The sequence below is a fragment of the Sinosporangium album genome (assembly GCF_900100605.1).
Taxonomy (GTDB): Bacteria; Actinomycetota; Actinomycetes; order Streptosporangiales; family Streptosporangiaceae; genus Sinosporangium; species Sinosporangium album.
The window spans coordinates 227,721-244,514 of sequence record NZ_FNCN01000008.1 but is presented as its reverse complement, the minus strand read 5'-3'; the positions used below and the strand labels follow the sequence as shown (position 1 = coordinate 244,514).

Genomic DNA, 16,794 nt, shown 5'->3' with positions numbered 1-16,794 from the left:
GTTCTCTCAGTGCGGGGTGTCGATGCGCAAGCCCGATGACATGTTCGGCCGAGAGCGTGAGTGGGAAGCCCTGGTGCGATTCGCCAGCGACGAACAGCCGAGTGCCACTCTCGGTGTTGTCTCCGGCCGTCGCCGCCAGGGAAAGAGCTTTCTGCTGGCAGCCCTCTGCCAGGAGATGGGAGGGTTCTACTTCTCGGCGCAGGAGGCCACCGAGGCCGAGTCGCTCGCGCTGATCGGCAATGCGTTGACGCGATACCTCGATCCGGTGGCTCCGTTCATGCCGACGAACTGGTCCACCGTCGTCGACGTGCTGCTCCGGATCGGCAGGGAGCGCCCGGTTCCTGTGGTGATCGATGAGTTCCCCTATCTGGTCCAAGCCAGTCCGGCTCTGCCGTCGATCATTCAGGCGGCCTATGCTCCCCGGCGGGCCGAACGTGTGGAGTCGCGCACTCGGCTGCTTTTGTGCGGCTCCGCCATGTCGTTCATGGGCCGCTTGCTGTCCGGCAACGCTCCGCTTCGGGGCCGGGCGTCCCTGGACCTCCCCGTCGACACGTTCGATTACCGGCTCGCGGCGCGCTTCTGGGGATTGAACGACCCGCGGCTCGCGGTGCTGGTGCATGCCGTCGTCGGCGGGACGCCGGCCTACCGCACCGAGATGATCAGATACGACGCGCCCAAGGATCTGGGCGACTTCGACGACTGGATCACACGTGCGATCATGTCGCCGGGCAGTCCGATGTTCCTGGAGGCGCGCTATCTGCTCGCCGAGGAGCCCGATCTGCGGGACAGCGCGCTTTACAACTCGGTGCTCAATGCCATCGCCGACGGCAACAGCGGGCGGGGAGGCATCGCGGCCTTCGTGGGGCGGAAGAGCAACGAACTCGCCCACCCGTTGACGGTGCTGGAGGACGCGGGCCTCGTCATGCGTGAAACGGACGCCTTCCGAGGCAACCGTACCGACTTCCGGATCAAGGAACCTCTCCTCGTCTTCTACCACGCCATCATGCGGCCGTTCTGGCCCCAGCTTCTGCGGGGTACGGGGGCTGAGAGGATCTGGCGGCGGGGAAAGCAGAGGTTCGCCGGCAACGTGCTCGGTCCGCACTTCGAAAGGTTGTGCCGCGAGTGGACCTTGCACTCCGCGGAGCAGACGCTGGGCGACTGGCCCACCCAGGTCACGGCCGGCACGATCAACGACCCGGCCAACAGGACCACGCACGAGGTGGACGTCGCCGCGGTCGGTCACGCCGACGGCGGTAAGGCCCCCTTGCTGGCGATCGGCGAGGTGAATTGGGGGGAGACCATGGGGGCGGACCACCTGGAGCGGCTGCGGCGGGTGCTCGAACTCGTCAAGCGCGGGGGGAAGTACGACGCCGAGCGGACCCGTCTCGTGTGCTACTCCGCGGCCGGGTTCACCGAGGAGTTGCGTGAGGCCGAGGCGCGGGGAGAGGTCGTGCTGGTGGGGCTGGGCGAGCTCTACGGCTGAGCGCCCGACCTCCCGCGCCTGCGGGCCGCCGCACCGTACTTCGGGACAATGGCACCCGAGGAGCTTTTCGATCTGGAGGCCGCCCTCATCGTCCGGGCCATCGAGGCCCAGGGGGTCCGCCGCCGGGACACCGGGGGCGGCTCCGCGTCGATCGTCACGATAGAGCCACGGGTTTAGGGAGTGCAGTTGTCTGAGTCATCCGGCCATGTCGTCGTAGCGCCGGACAAGTTCAAAGGGTCGCTCAGCGCGGCCGAGGCCGCCGGCCACATCGTGGCCGGCCTCGGCGCCGGGGTGCGCACCATCGTGGTCCCTGTCGCCGACGGGGGCGACGGCACCGTCGACGCGGTGGTCGCCGCCGGGTTCGACCGGGTGGAGGTGGAGGTGACCGGCCCGACCGGTGAGCGCATCACCGCGGCCTACGCACGCCACCCCGCGCAGCCGATCGCCGTCGTCGAACTGGCCGAGGCGTCCGGCCTGCGCCGCCTGCCCGGCGCACCCGCCCCCCTCACCGCCACGACCCGGGGCACGGGCGAACTGATCGCCCATGCCGTACGGCACGGCGCCCGCCGCGTGGTCCTCGGCCTCGGCGGCAGCGCCACCACCGATGGGGGAGCGGGGCTGCTCAGCGCCCTCGGCGCGCGGCTGCTGGACGCCGACGGGCGGGAGCTGCCCCCCGGCGGCGCCGCCCTCCGGGCCCTGGACCGCATTGACCTGACCGGATTCATGAGCTTCACCGCGGACGGTCACGGCCATGGCCACGGCCACGGTCACGGCCACGGCCACGATGGGGCCCCCGACGAGGGGGTGGAGTTTGTGGTGGTGGTGGACGTCGACAACCCGCTGCTCGGCCCCGAGGGGGCGGCGGCCGTGTACGCCCCGCAGAAGGGGGCCACTCCCGAGGACGTGGCCGTCCTTTCGGCGGGGCTCGCGAGGCTCGCCGCCGTCTGCGCTCACACGCACGGGCTGGTCGGAGCCGTCGAGCACGACGGCCGCGTGCGCCCCATGGGCGTGGCAGGGCAGCCGGGGGCGGGCGCGGCCGGGGGAGTGGGCTTCGCCGCCCTGGCCTTCCTGGAAGCCGAGATCAGGCCCGGCATCGACTACCTGCTGGAACTCGTCGGATTCGACACCCACCTGAAGGGCGCGCGGCTGGTGATCACCGGAGAGGGGGCGCTGGACCGCCAGACCCTGCGCGGCAAGGCCCCCGCGGGAGTCGCCCAGGCGGCGGCCAAGGCCGGCGTGCCCGTGGTGGCCGTGTGCGGGCGGCGCGACCTGGCCGACGACGAACTGCGCGCCGCCGGCTTCGACGCGGCCTACGCCCTCGTCGACCTGCCCCTGGACACCCCCTCCGACGCCTCCCCGGCGGTCCCCTCGCGCTACCTCACCGAAGCGGGCCCACTCCTACGCCGCCTGGCCGCCCTCCTCTGGGCCGAGCAGAGCCCCCGCCCCACCCCCTGACCCGCCAACGCCCGCGACCCCCTGGCCGGGGGACGCCCTCTGGCCAGCTGAAAGGACGTGTCCGACTGACGCCCCGGGGCGGGGGCCCTTGGCCGGGCGGCGCCTTCCGATCGGTTGGCCGCCCCTGGGCGGGTGGGCACTGGGCCTTGGACTCAGTCGGGCCGGGGAAGCCGAGGGCACCCCCGAAAACGTGTATGGCCGTCCTTTCGCGAGGACGGCCATACGAGGGGCTAGCGCCCTGCCCCGGCGCTGGGTCGCAGAGCGCACCCTCGGATGGCTGATATTCCACCGCCGCCTGGTTCGAGACTACGAAACCCTTCCCGCCCGCTCCGAAGCCATGATCCATCCGGCAATGATTGATCGTATGAGCAGGCGCCTTGCCCCGACGGGCGGCAGGCCGATCGCTCTGCGCTGAGAGACCAGCTCTGGCTACGATGTGGACTCCGCCGACAGATCGGAGACGACCCCATGACCGCGGACGTACCTGCTGTGCTGGTGTTGTGGGATGTTGACCACACGCTTATCGAGAACGGCGGCGTGAGCAAGGAGACGTACGCCGGCGCGTTCGAGTTGGTCACCGGGCAGCCCGCAGAATATCGAGCTGAGACTGACGGTCGTACCGACCTGGAGATCATGACGAACCTTCTGGTGCGACATGGGATCGAGGTCACCGACTCGCACGCAACGATGATTCCCGAGGCCCTGCGGGCTTCGCTGGCTGCGCGCCGCGAGCGCCTGCGTGAGCTAGGTTACGGACTGCCCGGCGCGCGTGAGGCGATCACGGCGCTCAGCGGCATCTCGGGAGTCATTCAGTCGGTGCTGACGGGCAACATTCAGCCCAACGCCTTTGTGAAGGTTGAGGCGTTCGAGCTCCACCACGGTCTCGACTTCGAGGTTGGCGGGTACGGCTCAGACGACATCGTGCGCGCCAACCTGGTGGAAGTAGCCCGCGAACGGGCTCGCGCCAAGTACGGCGTGGACCTTCGGGCGTCAACGACCATTCTGATCGGCGACACTGTCCGCGACATCCAGGCAGCACGCAACGGTGGTGCGATCGCGATCGGGGTAGCCTCCGGGCCGAATACGGTGGAGGAGCTCTTGGCCGAAGGGGCCGAGGTAGCCCTCCCTGACCTGGTTGACGCGGCGGCTCTTGTGCAGGGGGTCAGCGCGATTCAAGCTCGGGCGGCTGTGGCGTAGCCGACGCAGCGCAGTCGGCTAGGCGGATCTGCCTTTGCCTGTGGAAGTTCGACTCCTGGATCGGATACGCCGATTCCCACACCCGCTCGAAACTCCTTTGGTAGGTGTCGAAGAAGTCTCCTCCGTCGATCCGCCTCAGGTGCAGGATCGGTGCGATGTAGCCGTAGGTGCCATAGATGTGCTGGTTGACGAGCATCTCGTCGTCGTAGCGGAAGATCGAGTTGTATAAAGAAGTCCGGTGCAGCCGGAACTCGATGCCGGGTACGTCGATCAATGGGCTGTAGTAGGCCAGGGCCATCCTTATCCTGCCGGGGATCGCATCATAGAGCCGCTCTTCCACACCACGCAGCGCCATCTCGGGCGTGTCTGGGTCACCCATCATGATCCGTACTGAGAGGCCAGCCGCGGCCTTGTCCATCAGCATGGAGATGGACTCCGGGTTGTCCTCCGGCAAGAAGAGGCTCGCGTTGGCGAACAGCCACACGTGGCTAGAGGCCCGGGAGAGGAGATCCAGCCAGAGCTGGCGAGGGGTGGCCGAGCGGTGCGGATACAGACGTACGATCTCCGCCTCTGAGGCTGCGGGAGGGTCAACCGCCAACTCGGGCCACAGGTAGGCAAGGGGAGCGTCCAGGGCTTGCGCCGCCCCATGGGCCGTGGCTCTTCGAGGGATGACGTCCCGGGTGATCCACCGCTGGACGCTTTTGGGGTCGATACCCAGGTGGGCAGCCAGCGCCTCTTCGGTGAAGGGGCTGGCAAGTAGAGCGGCGCGCAGGCGTTCGTTGGCCATAGGCGTGATCCCGCAGGGGCGTTGGGGGACGTTGACTGTTTCACGCTAGGACTCGCAACGTCCCCGGGCAAGCTCTGGTGACGTCCCGCCATACGGCGTTCGATTACTGCCACACGATTTCAACAGCGCGAGTGGGCTGGAGGCTTGTGGTGGGGGATGCGGACGCGGTGCGCGCTAACGCCCTGCGAGGCTCTCCCGGCTGGACGGACCCTTTTGACAGTCTCCGCCCGAAGATCAGCAGAATGGAGAAGCGCCCGTGACCACGATCTCCGGTGAGACGATCGCGGAGGTGTTCGCCGCCTCCGTCGCTGCCGTACGGCAGGGCGCCGCTGTGAGCCCGCGCGCCATGCCCACCCGTGAGGTGCTCGACGTCCGGCTGCTGATTGATCAGCCCCGCGGCCGTCTGCTGCCCGCTCAACCCGCCCGCGTTCTCAACCCCGCGTTCGCGGTCGCCGAATGTGTGTGGATCTTGTCAGGCACCGACGCCTCGTGGATCTACGACTACAACGACCGGCTCCGCCAGTATGCCGAGGATGATGGCATCCTTCGCGGCGCATACGGCCCTCGCATGCGCCGGTGGGACGCTCAGGTCGACCAGCTCGCCCAGGTGGTGGCCACGCTGAGCGACGATCCGGACAGTCGACGGGCCGTCATCCAGCTCTACGATCCGGCCAGAGACGCGGGCGGGCACCGAGATGTGCCCTGCACTCTGGGATATCGCTTTCATCTGCGGGGTGGTCGTTTACACATGGTGACCACCATGCGTAGCAACGACCTGTGGACCGGCCTGCCGTACGACATCTTCACTGCCACGGTGATGCACGAGCTCATGGCGGGCTGGCTGGGCGTCGACCTAGGTCCCTACCACCACCATGTGGACTCCCTTCACCTGTATGAACACGACTTCGAAGCCGCTGGGGCCGTGCAGGCGGGCACGCCGTGCGAGGTGATGCCGTCGCTGGTCACCCCGTGGTCCGGGTTCGACGAGCTACTGACCGAGGTCCTGATGGACCGCCCGGTCGGTCAACCGGGCTGGGATGCAATGGCTGCGGTGATGGCTAGCTACCGGCTGTGGAAGAGCGGTGAGCGTGCGGCCGCTTGTGAGCGGGCCAATGGCATTAGCGGCCCGCTCGGCGAGGGGCTGCGCGGCTGGTACACCGTTCTGCAGCAGCGGGCCTCGGCGGCTGCGCGGTGAACCCGCTCACGTCCATCCCCAGCCACCGCTCACACGCGGTGCTCGGCCTGTGCTCCTACACCCACGACTCGGCTGCCGCGCTGCTCATCGACGGCAAGCTCGAAGGCTTCGTGGAGGAGGAGCGGCTGAGCGAGGTCAAGCACACCCGCGCCTACCCTGAGCAGGCGGTCGCCTGGCTCCTGCGCGAGGCGCACCTGCTGCCCGAGCAGGTGGACGTGGTCGCCTACAACTTCCACGGCTCCCTGTACTTCGGCGACCTCGCCGCCCTGCCTCTTCACCTTGGCAGTGGCCCGGCGCTGGAGCGTGCCAGAAGCTTCGCCAAGGTCGGTTTGCGGACCATGCGACGGGTGCGCGGGCTGCAGAGCGAGTTCCCGAATGCTCGCGTTCGGCCCGTTCGCCACCACCACACCCACCAGCTCTACGCCTTTGCCGCCTCCGGCTGGGATCGGTCGGCGGTGCTCATCGTCGACAGCCTCGGCGAGACGCAGACCACCACCATCGCTGCCGCGAGCTGCGCCGGCGGAGGCGGACCTGCGCTGAAGCAGGTGCTGACGCTGCGTGACCCCGCCTCGCTTGGCTACGCCTACGGCGCCGTCACTGAGCATCTGGGATGGCGGCGCGGCGACGAGGAAGGCACCGTGATGGCGCTGGCCGCCCTCGGCGATCCAGCACGATTCCGCGAGCTGTTCGAGCGCATCATCCCGATCACCGCGCACGGGTTCACCCTGCATCCGGCCTACTTCGCGCTCCGTGTCCTGTCCTCCGGCCACAAACGGCTCCGCCCTGCCTTCGCCGAGGCAACCTGCCTGCCTCGCCGTCCGGAAGAACCCCTCACCGAGGTACATCGTGATCTAGCCGCCGCCCTCCAGGAGCACACCAACCAGGTCATGCTCCACCTCGCCCGGCTGGCCCAGCGGCGTACCGGAGAACGGCGGCTGTGCGTCGGAGGAGGCGTGGCCACCAACTGCGTCTCCATCGGAAAGATCATCGAGGCGGGCGTCTTCGACGAGGTGTTCGTGCCGCCCGCGCCCGGTGACGCAGGTACCGCGATCGGCGCCGCCGCAGCCGCTCACCTGGAAGTGAGCAGCCTGCCGCTGACCGGGCTGACCCGCTGCTACCTCGGCCCCGAATACCCGGCGGCGTCCATCGACATGGTGCGCTGGCCGTCCCTGGTCGAAAAGCCCGTTGACGGAGACGCTGCGGACTTCCTCGCCGATCAGCTCGCCGCCGGGCTCATCGTCGGCCTGTTCCACGGCCGCGTCGAGGCGGGTCCACGAGCACTGGGCAACCGCTCAATCCTCGCCTCGCCCCTCCGGTCGGACGTGGTCGAGAAGCTCAACGCCGTGGTGAAGTTCCGCGAGCCGTTCCGGCCCTTCGCCCCCATGGCGCTGGCCGAGCACGCTGCCGACTACTTCACTCTCGACCAGCAGGCGCCGTTCATGTCGACGGCGTCAGGGGTGACCGACCTGGCGCGCACGCTCATCCCGGCCATCGTCCACGCCAACGGCACCGCCCGTCTGCAGACCGTCACGCAGGTCGACAACCCGTTTGTGCACGCGGTGCTTGCCGCGTTCGCCCGCCGCACCGGCGTCCCGGTGCTGATCAACACCTCCCTCAACGTCAAGGGCAAGCCGATCTGCGGCACCCCGGCCATGGCCTTGGACTGCCTGGCCGAAAGCGGCCTGGACGCGCTCATGCTGGAAGAGCGATGGTTCACCAAGTGAAGATCGGCTACAGCTTCTGGGGCTTCCTCGGCCCCGGTATCACCGACACCCCGGACGGCGGGCGCAGCCATCGCCGCCCCTTCCTCGACGGCATCCGTGGCGCCGGGCATGATCTTGTCCTGCTTCAGCCTGACCGCGACCGGCACGAGGCCGGCGACGGCGAAGCAGGCGCCTACTATCAATTCGACGACGCTTTCCCCGACCTCGACGTGCTATTTCTGGAGTGGCGCTGGCCTATCCCCGGCCGCAACACCACCGACTGCGCGACGCCGGGCCACACCTGCGACCTGCATCGGCAGAACCAGCTCATCGACCACTACCTGCACCGCCTCGGCGTACCCACGATCATCTGGGACAAGGACCGTCGGCTGTCCGCCGAGGATGAACTGCGTCATCACCGCGGCGTCACCGTCTGCGAGGCAGCCCTCCTGCCGACGCCGGGCGCGACCACGCTGCTCTTCCCCTTGGACGATGTCCTTCTGGCCGCGGCTGACCCCGTCGAGTTGGCCACCCGTACGAGGCCGTATCCCCTGTGCTACGTCGGCAATCAATACGACCGCGACGAGATGTTCGACGCCTACTTCGCGCCCGCCGCCGCCCATCTGCCGCACCAGGTGGCCGGCAAGTGGCAGAACACCAGACGCTGGCCGCACGTGAAGTTCCGCGGCAGGGTGCCGTTCGAGCAGGTGACCCGCATCCATGACCAGAGCCTGGCCACGGTCCTCTTGCTGCCCGACCGCTACGCCGCCGCCGCGCAAATGACCCAGCGCCTGTTCGAGGCGGTGCTCGCCGGGTGCCTACCGCTGGCACCCGCCACGATCGCCCGCGTCGCCGACTTCGTGCCCGAGCCGCTGATCGTCCGCACCGGCCAGGACGTCATCACCGCCGCCCACGACCTGTACGCCCTTGCGGGCAGCACAACGCATGCGGAGCTCATCGCCGCCTGTCTGGCCAAGCTGGAGCCCTTCCGGCTCAGCCACCAGCTCCAGGTCATGAACACCTTGCTCGCCGCCGTCTCGCAACCAGCAGGTGGGAGGAGGAGGCATTGACTATCGTGGAGTGCCATGCAGATGAACCGGGTCGCCGTCGTCGGGTCCGGCGGCAGCGGCAAGTCCCACGTTGCCCGCGAACTCGGCCGCCTGCTCCAGGCGCCGGTCACCCATCTGGACGCCGTCTACTTCGACGACGAGTGGAACACGCTGCCACCGGAGAAGTTCGAGGCCGCCCAACGCGAACTCGTCTCCGAGCCGAGCTGGGTCATCGACGGCAACTACAACTCCTCCCTGCACGTCCGGCTGGAAGCCTGCGACACCGTGGTGATCATGGACGTCTCCACCCCGGCTGCTCTGTGGGGCATCCTGTCGCGCCAGGTACGGCACGGCGCGGGACAGCACCAGCAAGGCGTCTACAACCGCATTCACTGGGGAGTCGTCCGCTACGTCGCCACCTACCGGCGAAAGATGCGCCCTCAGGTTCTGGCGAAGATCAGCCAGTATGGCACCGGCAAGCAGGTGATGTTCCTGAACAGCCGTGCCCAGACAAAGCGCTGGCTCCAACAGCTGGCCGCCAACCGGTAGTCGGCCGCCGCCCGAGCCGTTCCGGGCCAGCCCGCAGGCGAGGCTGCCCATGACATGGACCGGCAACGCCTTCACCGACCTGGCCGCGACCGCCGAGCTGTACCGCGACGGCACACGGCTGGCCGTGCGTACCTCAGCGCTGCATCAGGCCAAGACCCGTGGGCGGCCCGTCGCCGAGGTCATCGCCGACCTGGCCCTCAACCGCCTCGCCACTCCTTCCAAGGCGACCGTCGCCGACGTCGGCTGTGGCAGGGGAACCAGCAGCCGTATCCTCATCGAACGGCTTCAGCCGCGCGCCCTGGCACTCGTCGACGCCTCGATGGCGATGCTCTCCGATGCTCGCGGTCGTGTCGAACCCGCGATCCAGGCTGGGGCCTGTACAGCGGTGGCCTACCTGCGCGCCGACTTCCACGCCCTGCCGTTTCCGGATGCTTCCTGCGACCTCGTCGTGGCCGCGTTCTGCCTCTATCACGCCCCTGACCCCCGCCCAGCGATCACCGAGCTCGGCCGGACCCTGGCCTCGGGCGGCACCGCGATCTTGGTGACGAAGTCCGCCGACAGCTACCGCGCCCTCGACGATCTCCTCGCCGGGACCGGCTTAGACCCCGGCGCGGCTCAACGGCCGAGCTTGTACACCAGTGCCCATAGCGGCAACCTCGCCGACCTGGTCGCGCCGATCATCCCCGTCACCCACATCGAGCATGAGCAGCACGAGTTCGTCTTTGCGGGACTGGACCACGTGGCGGCCTACCTGGCTACCAACCCCAAATATCACTTGCCAGCCGAGCTCAGCGGACGCCCAGAAGCGATAGCCGCAGCGCTCCATCGCCACACACGCGAGCGTCCCATGAGAGCCCTCTCCACGATCACCTACGTTGTCGCTACCCGAAGCAGGCGCACATGACCCTCGCCACCTTCACTAAGTCCTACTCCGGCCGCGAGGCGGTTTGCCAGGCAGTCGCCCATCACGCCTGGCTGAACCAGCAGGCGCAACCACTCCGACTACCGCCCATCCTGGCCGTGCACACCACCAGCATCGACTTCGGATTCGTCGACGGACGTCATGCCCAGGTGAACGACGCGCCTGCGGTGGCCGCAGCCCTCGGCCATGCGCACACTGCGGCGTGGGCGAGCGACCTGCACCGCGCGCACCTGAACCGTCCGCACCCGCTGGCCAGCAGCCGATCCCTGACCGCCTTTGTGGCCCCGCGCCTGGCCGCTCTGCGACAGCGTGAACGCGACGGCTATGCCAGCTCCCAGGAGGTCGCCGCGGTCTTGCCGCTGCTGAACCTGGACCCGGCGACGCGGGTCGCCTTCTACAAGGACACCAACCCGCGCAACGTGCTCATGACGGCGGGTAGCGAACCCGTCATGGTTGACGTCGACGATCTCACCCTCGCGCCATTCGGCTATGACCTGGCCAAGCTGCTCGTCACCCTGGCCATGACGCACGGCCCGCTCCCGATTGGCACCTTCACCGGCGCGCTGACCGCCTACAACCAGCCTCTCCTCGCCGGCGCCGTGACACCGGTCGCGCTCAGCCAGCTCCTGGACTACGCCGAGATACACGACCTGCTCACCCGCCCCTACCAGGGCCGGGGCGGCTACCGATACCTGTGGTCCGACGTCCGACCCGTCGCGGAGAACCTGCTGTGATCGTCACCGAATTGATCTTCGTACGGCACGGTCAAGCCCAATGCAACGCCGACGGCGTTGTCGGTGGCCCCCGCACCTGCACCGGCCTGACCGACCTCGGCCGTCGGCAGATGATCCTGGCCGCCGAGCGGCTCGCCATCTCTCATCAGAGGCGCCCGTTCACCCACCTCTACGCCGGGCCACGGCCGAGGCTGCAGGAGAGCGGCTCCATCCTGGCCCAGGCCATCGGCCTCCCCCTGGTCATCGCCAACGGTTTGGACGGGCCACGACACGGCGACGCGGACGGCAAGCCGTGGTACGAGGTGAAGACCGCCTTCCGCGGCGGCTCGCATGTCCATCCCGACCTGCCTTGGGCGCCCGGCTCCGACACCTGGAACGGCTATCTCCAGCGCGTCGGCACCGTCTTATCGAGTCTGATTCGCGACCACCAAGGAGGGCGCGTCCTGCTGGCCGCCCATGGGGAGACCGTCCTGGCCGCGCACACCCTCCTCCTGCGCCTACGACCCGACCTCACAGCAGGCTTCACCGTCGACCACGCCTCCCTCACCCACTGGCAGTTACACCGCAACCGCTTCGACGACGAACGATGGATGCTTTACACCCACAACGACACCGCCCACCTGCCTGACCAGGAGGCGTCATGAACATCACGGCGGAGGACGCACTCGGCTTCGTCCACCGGCATCTCGGACCCGTCACGGCCATCACCCGCATCGATCTACCGCCCTATGTGCAGTTCCTAGAAGACGCCAGCGGGGAGCGCTCCGTCCTCAAGCACCACAGCAGTCCCGTCAGGTTCGAGACGGAAGCGCGTGCCTACACCGCATGGGCGCCCGCCCTCGGCGACCACGCCCCTCACCTGATCGCCGCAGACCCTGGCAGCCAGTGTCTGCTGCTCACCGCTGTATCGGGTCATCGCCCCAGCCAAGGCCCGCCCGGGTCACCAGCCGAGCGCCACGCCCACCACGCGGCCGGTCACGTCCTACGGCTGCTCCACCAAGCTTTCCCCGGCCCGCACCCGAACTCAGACGTCTCCGCTTACCTTGCTGAACGGATGCGGTGGTGGGCGACCCGCGCCCACCACGCGTCATTGATCACCGCCAGCGAGCTCCACGCATTACTTCGGCGCGCCGACGAGCTCGACGGCATCGTCGTCGACAGCGCGATCTGCCATCTGGATTACCAGCCGCGCAACTGGATCATCGGCCCCGGCCGGGATGTGATCGCGGTCGACTTCGAGCACACCCGACTCGACGCACGCATCCGCGACTTCGCCCGACTTCACCACCGCCACTGGCGGCAGGCACCCGCCCTGCGAGACGCCTTCTTCGACGGCTACGGCCACCACCCCAGTCCAGAAGAGCAGGAACTCCTCCACCGCTTCGAAGCTCTGGAAGCCGTCACCGCGCTCGTACGCGGCTACGAGACCAATGCCCCCAAACTTGTGGCCCACGGCCGATTGCTCCTCACCCACCTGTACTAACCGGAGGACGCCCATGCACTCAACGGTCCCCCAAACCTACCCCCGCCCCACGCGAGCCGTCGTCACCGGAGCCGCCGGATTCCTCGGCTCGCACCTATGCCAGACACTGCTCGCCCAAGGCGTCGATGTCATCGGCATCGACCGGCGCGACCCTGTCTTCCACCGAGGCGCGTATCTCAACCTCGCCGACGTCCGCCACGACCCCCGCTTCATCTTCGTCACCGGCGACCTGCGGACCTGTGCGATAGAACCCCTGCTGCCCGGCGCCGATGTCGTCTTCCACCTGGCCGGAATCCCGGGAGTCCACCCCTCATGGGGGGCCGACTTCGACGACTATGTGGCCTCCAACATCACCGCCACCCAACGCCTCATGCACGCCGTGACCCGCCTGCGCGTCCCGCGGCTGGTCGTCGCCTCCTCCTCCAGCGTGTACGGCTCCGCCACCAACCGGCCCAGCAGCGAAACCGACCACCCACGGCCCGCCTCGCCGTACGCGGTCACCAAGCTCGCCGAAGAACAACTGTGCCTGGCCCACGCGGCACGACGCGACTGCGCCACTACCGTCGTCGCCCTCCGATACTTCACCGTGTACGGCCCCCGCCAGCGTGAGGACATGTTCATCCAACGCCTTCTGAAGGCCGCAACCACCGAACAGCCCATCACCCTCTACGGGGACGGCAACCAGAGGCGAGACTTCACCTTCGTCGACGACGCCATCACCGCGACCGTCGCCGCTGGTAGCGCACTCCTGTCGCACAGTGTGATCAATGTCGGTGGCGGCGGCCAAACAGCGCTACGCGACGTCGTCGAGCACGTCCGCCAGCTCACCGCTGGAAGGATCTCCATCCGGTCCGAGACCGCCCGAAGCGGAGACGTCACCACTACCTGCGCCGACACCAGCACAGCGCGCCGACTACTCGGCTGGACCCCCTCCACAAACCTGCTCGAAGGCTTGCGTGCCCAGTTGGACTGGATGACTTCTCGGCATAACCCGTCCATTGCCTCGGTGTAGCCCGTGGTGACCGCAACTATCGCCCGAGCTAGGAGCTGTTTGGAGTTCGGATCATGTGATGGAGGTGAGGAGTTTCAGCCACATGATCGAGCCTCGCAGGTAGAGTCCGGCCTCGTAGCTTTCCGGGGCTTTGTCGTAGCGGGTGGCCAGGCCGCGCCAGGTCTTGATCTTCTGGAAGCAGCGCTCGACGGTGCTGCGCTGCCGGTAGCGCTCCGGATCGAACCCGACGGGCCTCCCGCCGGCTGACCCCTTCTTCTTCCGGTTGGCCTGCTGGTCGGCCTTCTCCGGGATGACCGCGGCGATCCGGCGGCGGCGCAGGTAGGCGCGGTTGGCCTTGGAGGAGTAGGCCTTGTCCGCGGCCACCGCGGCAGGGCGGGTCCGAGGCCGGCCGGCCGGGCCGGGGATGCGGATCCTGTCCAAGACGGTGGTGAACCGCGGGCAGTCGGCGGCCTGCCCGGGCGTGAGCACAAAGGCCGGAGGCAGCCCGGCGGCGTCGACCGCGGCATGGATCTTGCTGCTCAGCCCGCCCCGGGACCGGCCGAGCCCGGCAGCCTTGGCCCGGGCCTTGCGGCGCCGCCGTGTGGCGGCACGATCCCGGCCCGACGACGCGTCCGTGTCGTCCGCGCCGGGCGCGACCTGCGGCGCATCACCCGCAGCACCGGCGGCTGCTCCGGAAGCGGAGCCCCCTTTTCCTCGGTCAGGGCCTGCTCCAGCGCATCCAGGGTCTCCCCGGCGACCGCCAGCCCGGCCGACTCCTGATGCGCCCGCACGATCGTGGAGTCCACGCTGACCAGCTCCAGCCCGACCCGCCCGCGCGCTGCGGCCTCGGCGATCAGCGCGTCCATCAGCCCCTGGAACACCCCGGCCTTGGCCCAGCCGCTGAACCGGGAGTAGAGCGTGGACCAGGGCCCGTAGCGTTCGGGGACGTCGCGCCAGCCGGATCCGGTGCGGAACCGCCACAGGATCCCGTTGAACTGGTCACGCACCCGCCGCGGCAGCGGCCCGGTGGCCGCCACCGGCAGGTGCGGCTCGATCAACGCCCACTCGGCATCTGTCACATCGAAGCGCGCCACGTCCGAGTTCTACCAGCTCCGGTCGGCCCGCCACCGGGTTCTCACCTAGATCCGAACTCCAAACAGCTCCTAGTGCCAGATCTGGACCTCGGTGCCCGGGGGCACCACGTTGCCGATGGGGCGTTGGGCTCTGACCTGGCCTGTGCCGTACACCTTGCGGGTCTTGACCTTCAGACCGGCGGCCTGGAGCTCCTTCTGGGCGTCGTGCACGTTCTTGAACAGGACGCTGGGGATGGTGATGAAGCCGTCGACGGAGTCGTCGTCGTCGGCGTCCCACGGCCAGCGGAAGCCGGAGCCCTTGGACACGGTGAGGCGGGTGGCATGTCCCGGGTTGACCTCGGCCTTGGGCTGCGGGGACTGGGCGATGACGGTGCCGGGCTGGGCGGCGTCCTCCTGCTCGATGATCTCCACGTTGTAGCCCTGCTCGCGGAGGATCTGCTCGGCCTGCTCGCGGAGCATGCCGGTCACGTCGGGCATCACCAGGCCCGCGCTGATCACCAGGTCGACCTTGGCGCCCTTGCGGATCTTGGACCCGATCTGGGGGCTCGTGCGCATGACCTTGTCGCGCGGCACGGACTTGTCGGGGATGCGGGAGATCTCGTCGACGGTGAGGCCCACGTCGGCGATGCGCACGCGCGCCTCGGCCTCGCTGAGCCCGGCGATGTTGGGCACGATCACGCGGACGGGCCCGGACGAGGGCACCAGCTTGATGGTGGAGCCCGCCTCGACCTCGGCGTTGGCCACCGGGTCGGTGCGCAGCACCTTGCCCTCGCCGACGGTGTTGTCGTGCTCGGACTGGAGGACGTCGACGACGAAACCCCGCTGGAGGGCCTCGCTCTTGGCCACCGAGAGGTTCTTGCCGAGCAGGTAGGGCACCTTGACGACCTCGGCCCGGGAGAACCAGTAGCCGGTCGCCCCCACGGCCACGACCATGACGGCGGCGAGGCCGATGAGGAACCAGTTGGCTTGGGAACGACGCTTGGCGGGAGCGGCGGGGGGCGGGGCCGTGGGGGGGATGGCGCCCTTCGGCTGGATGAGGGTGTGGTTGGGGCCGGGGACCGCACGGGCCCCGGTGCCGGGCGCGCCGGGCACCGGGCTCGCGGAGACGGGGGCTCCCGGCATGGCGCCGCTGGGCATCACGCTGGTGGCGTCGGGCACGGGCGCCGACACCGGCATGGAACGCGCGCCGGTGGACGCTCCCGAGGCGGAATGCCGGTTGGGGATCACCGTCTGGTAGAGCGGCCGCATCCCGCTGTCGCGGGGCAGCGTGCGGTGCGCCTCGACCGCGGCCACGAGCAGGGCCGTGGCGTCGGCGGGCCGATCGGCGGCCTCCCGCTGGGTGGCGTGGGCCACCAGCGTGTCGACCTCCGGCGGGAGCTCCGGCACCAGGGTCGAGGGCGGGGGCACCGAGTCGTGCACGTGCTTGTAGGCGACCGCCATGGGCGACTCGCCCTCGTACGGCTGGCGCCCGGTCAGCAGCTCGAAGAGCATGACGCCCGCCGCGTAGACGTCGCTGCGCGCGTCGACGACCCCGGTGGTCACCTGCTCGGGCGACATGTAGCCGATCGTGCCGATCATCAGCCCCGTGCGGGTCTGGTTGGAGGCGGCGACGGCGCGGGCCAGGCCGAAGTCCACGACCTTGACCCTGCCGTCGTCGGCGAGCAGCACGTTCTCCGGCTTGACGTCGCGGTGCACGAGCCCGGCCTGGTGGGCCGAGCCGAGCGCGGCCAGCACGGGGATCATGAGCTCCAGCGCGTCGCGGGCCGGCAGGCGGCCCCGCGAGCGCAGGACGTCGCGCAGGGTGCGGCCCGGCACGTATTCCATCGAGAGGTAGACCGTGGCACCGTCGGTGCCCTGGTCGAAGACCTGCACGATGTTGGGGTGGGAGAGGCTGGCCACGGACTTCGCCTCGCCGATGAACCGGCGCACGAAGCTCGGGTCCGCCGACAGGGTGCCGTGCATGACCTTCACCGCGACCGTGCGGTCGAGTCGCACGTCGAGCGCGACGTAGACCGTGGCCATCCCACCTTGGGCCACTCTTGACTCGACGCGATAGCGCCCGTCGAGGAGTCGCCCGACTAGGGCGTCGGCATCGGTCGTGTCCACGTGCCAGAGTTTACGGGCGTTTCCGTGAGGGTAGAGCCCGGCGGTC

General features: G+C 68.9%; 14 protein-coding genes and 1 pseudogene. 12 read left to right on the top strand and 3 right to left on the bottom strand.

Going from position 1 to position 16,794, the window contains the following annotated elements; genetic code table 11:
* The first annotated feature begins 22 nt into the window (after nt 1-22).
* The 3 genes from BLQ73_RS11035 to BLQ73_RS11020 all read left to right on the top strand — a co-directional run bounded on the left by BLQ73_RS11035 (nt 23) and on the right by BLQ73_RS11020 (nt 4,135).
* Nucleotides 23-1,483: an AAA family ATPase gene (locus BLQ73_RS11035; protein ID WP_093170287.1), complete on the top strand. Its 1,461-nt coding sequence runs from the start codon at nt 23-25 to the stop codon at nt 1,481-1,483.
* A gap of 186 nt (nt 1,484-1,669) precedes the next feature.
* Nucleotides 1,670-2,938, top strand: a complete 1,269-nt coding sequence (locus BLQ73_RS11030) for a glycerate kinase (RefSeq protein WP_093170347.1) — start codon at nt 1,670-1,672, stop codon at nt 2,936-2,938.
* Nucleotides 2,939-3,406: 468 nt separating this feature from the next.
* Nucleotides 3,407-4,135, top strand: coding sequence for an HAD family hydrolase (locus BLQ73_RS11020; RefSeq protein WP_093170286.1), 729 nt, complete (start codon nt 3,407-3,409; stop codon nt 4,133-4,135).
* On the opposite strand, the gene BLQ73_RS11015 is transcribed toward BLQ73_RS11020, so the two are convergent.
* A complete protein-coding gene (locus BLQ73_RS11015; protein ID WP_176955370.1) occupies nt 4,101-4,922 on the bottom strand; it encodes a helix-turn-helix domain-containing protein in 822 nt (273 codons plus the stop codon). The genes BLQ73_RS11020 and BLQ73_RS11015 overlap by 35 nt on opposite strands.
* Before the next feature lie 256 nt (nt 4,923-5,178).
* Between BLQ73_RS11015 and BLQ73_RS11010 the strand changes: the two genes are divergently transcribed.
* The 9 genes from BLQ73_RS11010 to BLQ73_RS10970 are packed head-to-tail and all read left to right on the top strand — an operon-like array spanning nt 5,179 to nt 13,569.
* A complete protein-coding gene (locus BLQ73_RS11010; RefSeq protein ID WP_093170285.1) occupies nt 5,179-6,117 on the top strand; it encodes a thymidylate synthase in 939 nt (312 codons plus the stop codon).
* A complete protein-coding gene (locus BLQ73_RS11005) occupies nt 6,114-7,841 on the top strand; it encodes a carbamoyltransferase family protein (protein WP_245690986.1) in 1,728 nt (575 codons plus the stop codon). The genes BLQ73_RS11010 and BLQ73_RS11005 overlap by 4 nt, the downstream gene beginning before the upstream one ends.
* Complete coding sequence (locus tag BLQ73_RS11000) at nt 7,826-8,890, top strand: CgeB family protein (protein ID WP_093170284.1); 1,065 nt, start codon at nt 7,826-7,828, stop codon at nt 8,888-8,890. The genes BLQ73_RS11005 and BLQ73_RS11000 overlap by 16 nt, the downstream gene beginning before the upstream one ends.
* 15 nt (nt 8,891-8,905) lie before the next feature.
* Nucleotides 8,906-9,418 (top strand): P-loop NTPase family protein, encoded by a 513-nt coding sequence (locus BLQ73_RS10995; RefSeq protein WP_218125744.1) that lies wholly within the window; start codon nt 8,906-8,908, stop codon nt 9,416-9,418.
* 49 nt (nt 9,419-9,467) lie between these two features.
* A complete protein-coding gene (locus BLQ73_RS10990; RefSeq protein ID WP_093170283.1) occupies nt 9,468-10,322 on the top strand; it encodes a class I SAM-dependent methyltransferase in 855 nt (284 codons plus the stop codon).
* Entirely contained in the window at nt 10,319-11,074 is a 756-nt protein-coding gene (locus BLQ73_RS10985; protein WP_093170282.1) for a phosphotransferase, read from the top strand. Before BLQ73_RS10990 ends, BLQ73_RS10985 begins: the two co-directional genes overlap by 4 nt.
* On the top strand, nt 11,071-11,718 hold the full coding sequence (locus BLQ73_RS10980) for a histidine phosphatase family protein (protein WP_093170281.1): 648 nt from the start codon (nt 11,071-11,073) through the stop codon (nt 11,716-11,718). The genes BLQ73_RS10985 and BLQ73_RS10980 overlap by 4 nt, the downstream gene beginning before the upstream one ends.
* Entirely contained in the window at nt 11,715-12,557 is an 843-nt protein-coding gene (locus BLQ73_RS10975) for a phosphotransferase (RefSeq protein ID WP_093170280.1), read from the top strand. The genes BLQ73_RS10980 and BLQ73_RS10975 overlap by 4 nt, the downstream gene beginning before the upstream one ends.
* A 13-nt stretch (nt 12,558-12,570) precedes the next feature.
* Nucleotides 12,571-13,569 (top strand): NAD-dependent epimerase/dehydratase family protein, encoded by a 999-nt coding sequence (locus BLQ73_RS10970; protein ID WP_093170279.1) that lies wholly within the window; start codon nt 12,571-12,573, stop codon nt 13,567-13,569.
* Nucleotides 13,570-13,620: 51 nt separating this feature from the next.
* Here the strand turns inward: BLQ73_RS10970 and BLQ73_RS10965 are convergent.
* Nucleotides 13,621-14,642 (bottom strand): annotated as a pseudogene (locus BLQ73_RS10965) (IS5 family transposase).
* 69 nt (nt 14,643-14,711) lie between these two features.
* Nucleotides 14,712-16,748 (bottom strand): Stk1 family PASTA domain-containing Ser/Thr kinase, encoded by a 2,037-nt coding sequence (gene pknB / locus BLQ73_RS10960; RefSeq protein WP_093170278.1) that lies wholly within the window; start codon nt 16,746-16,748, stop codon nt 14,712-14,714.
* Nucleotides 16,749-16,794 lie beyond the last annotated feature (46 nt).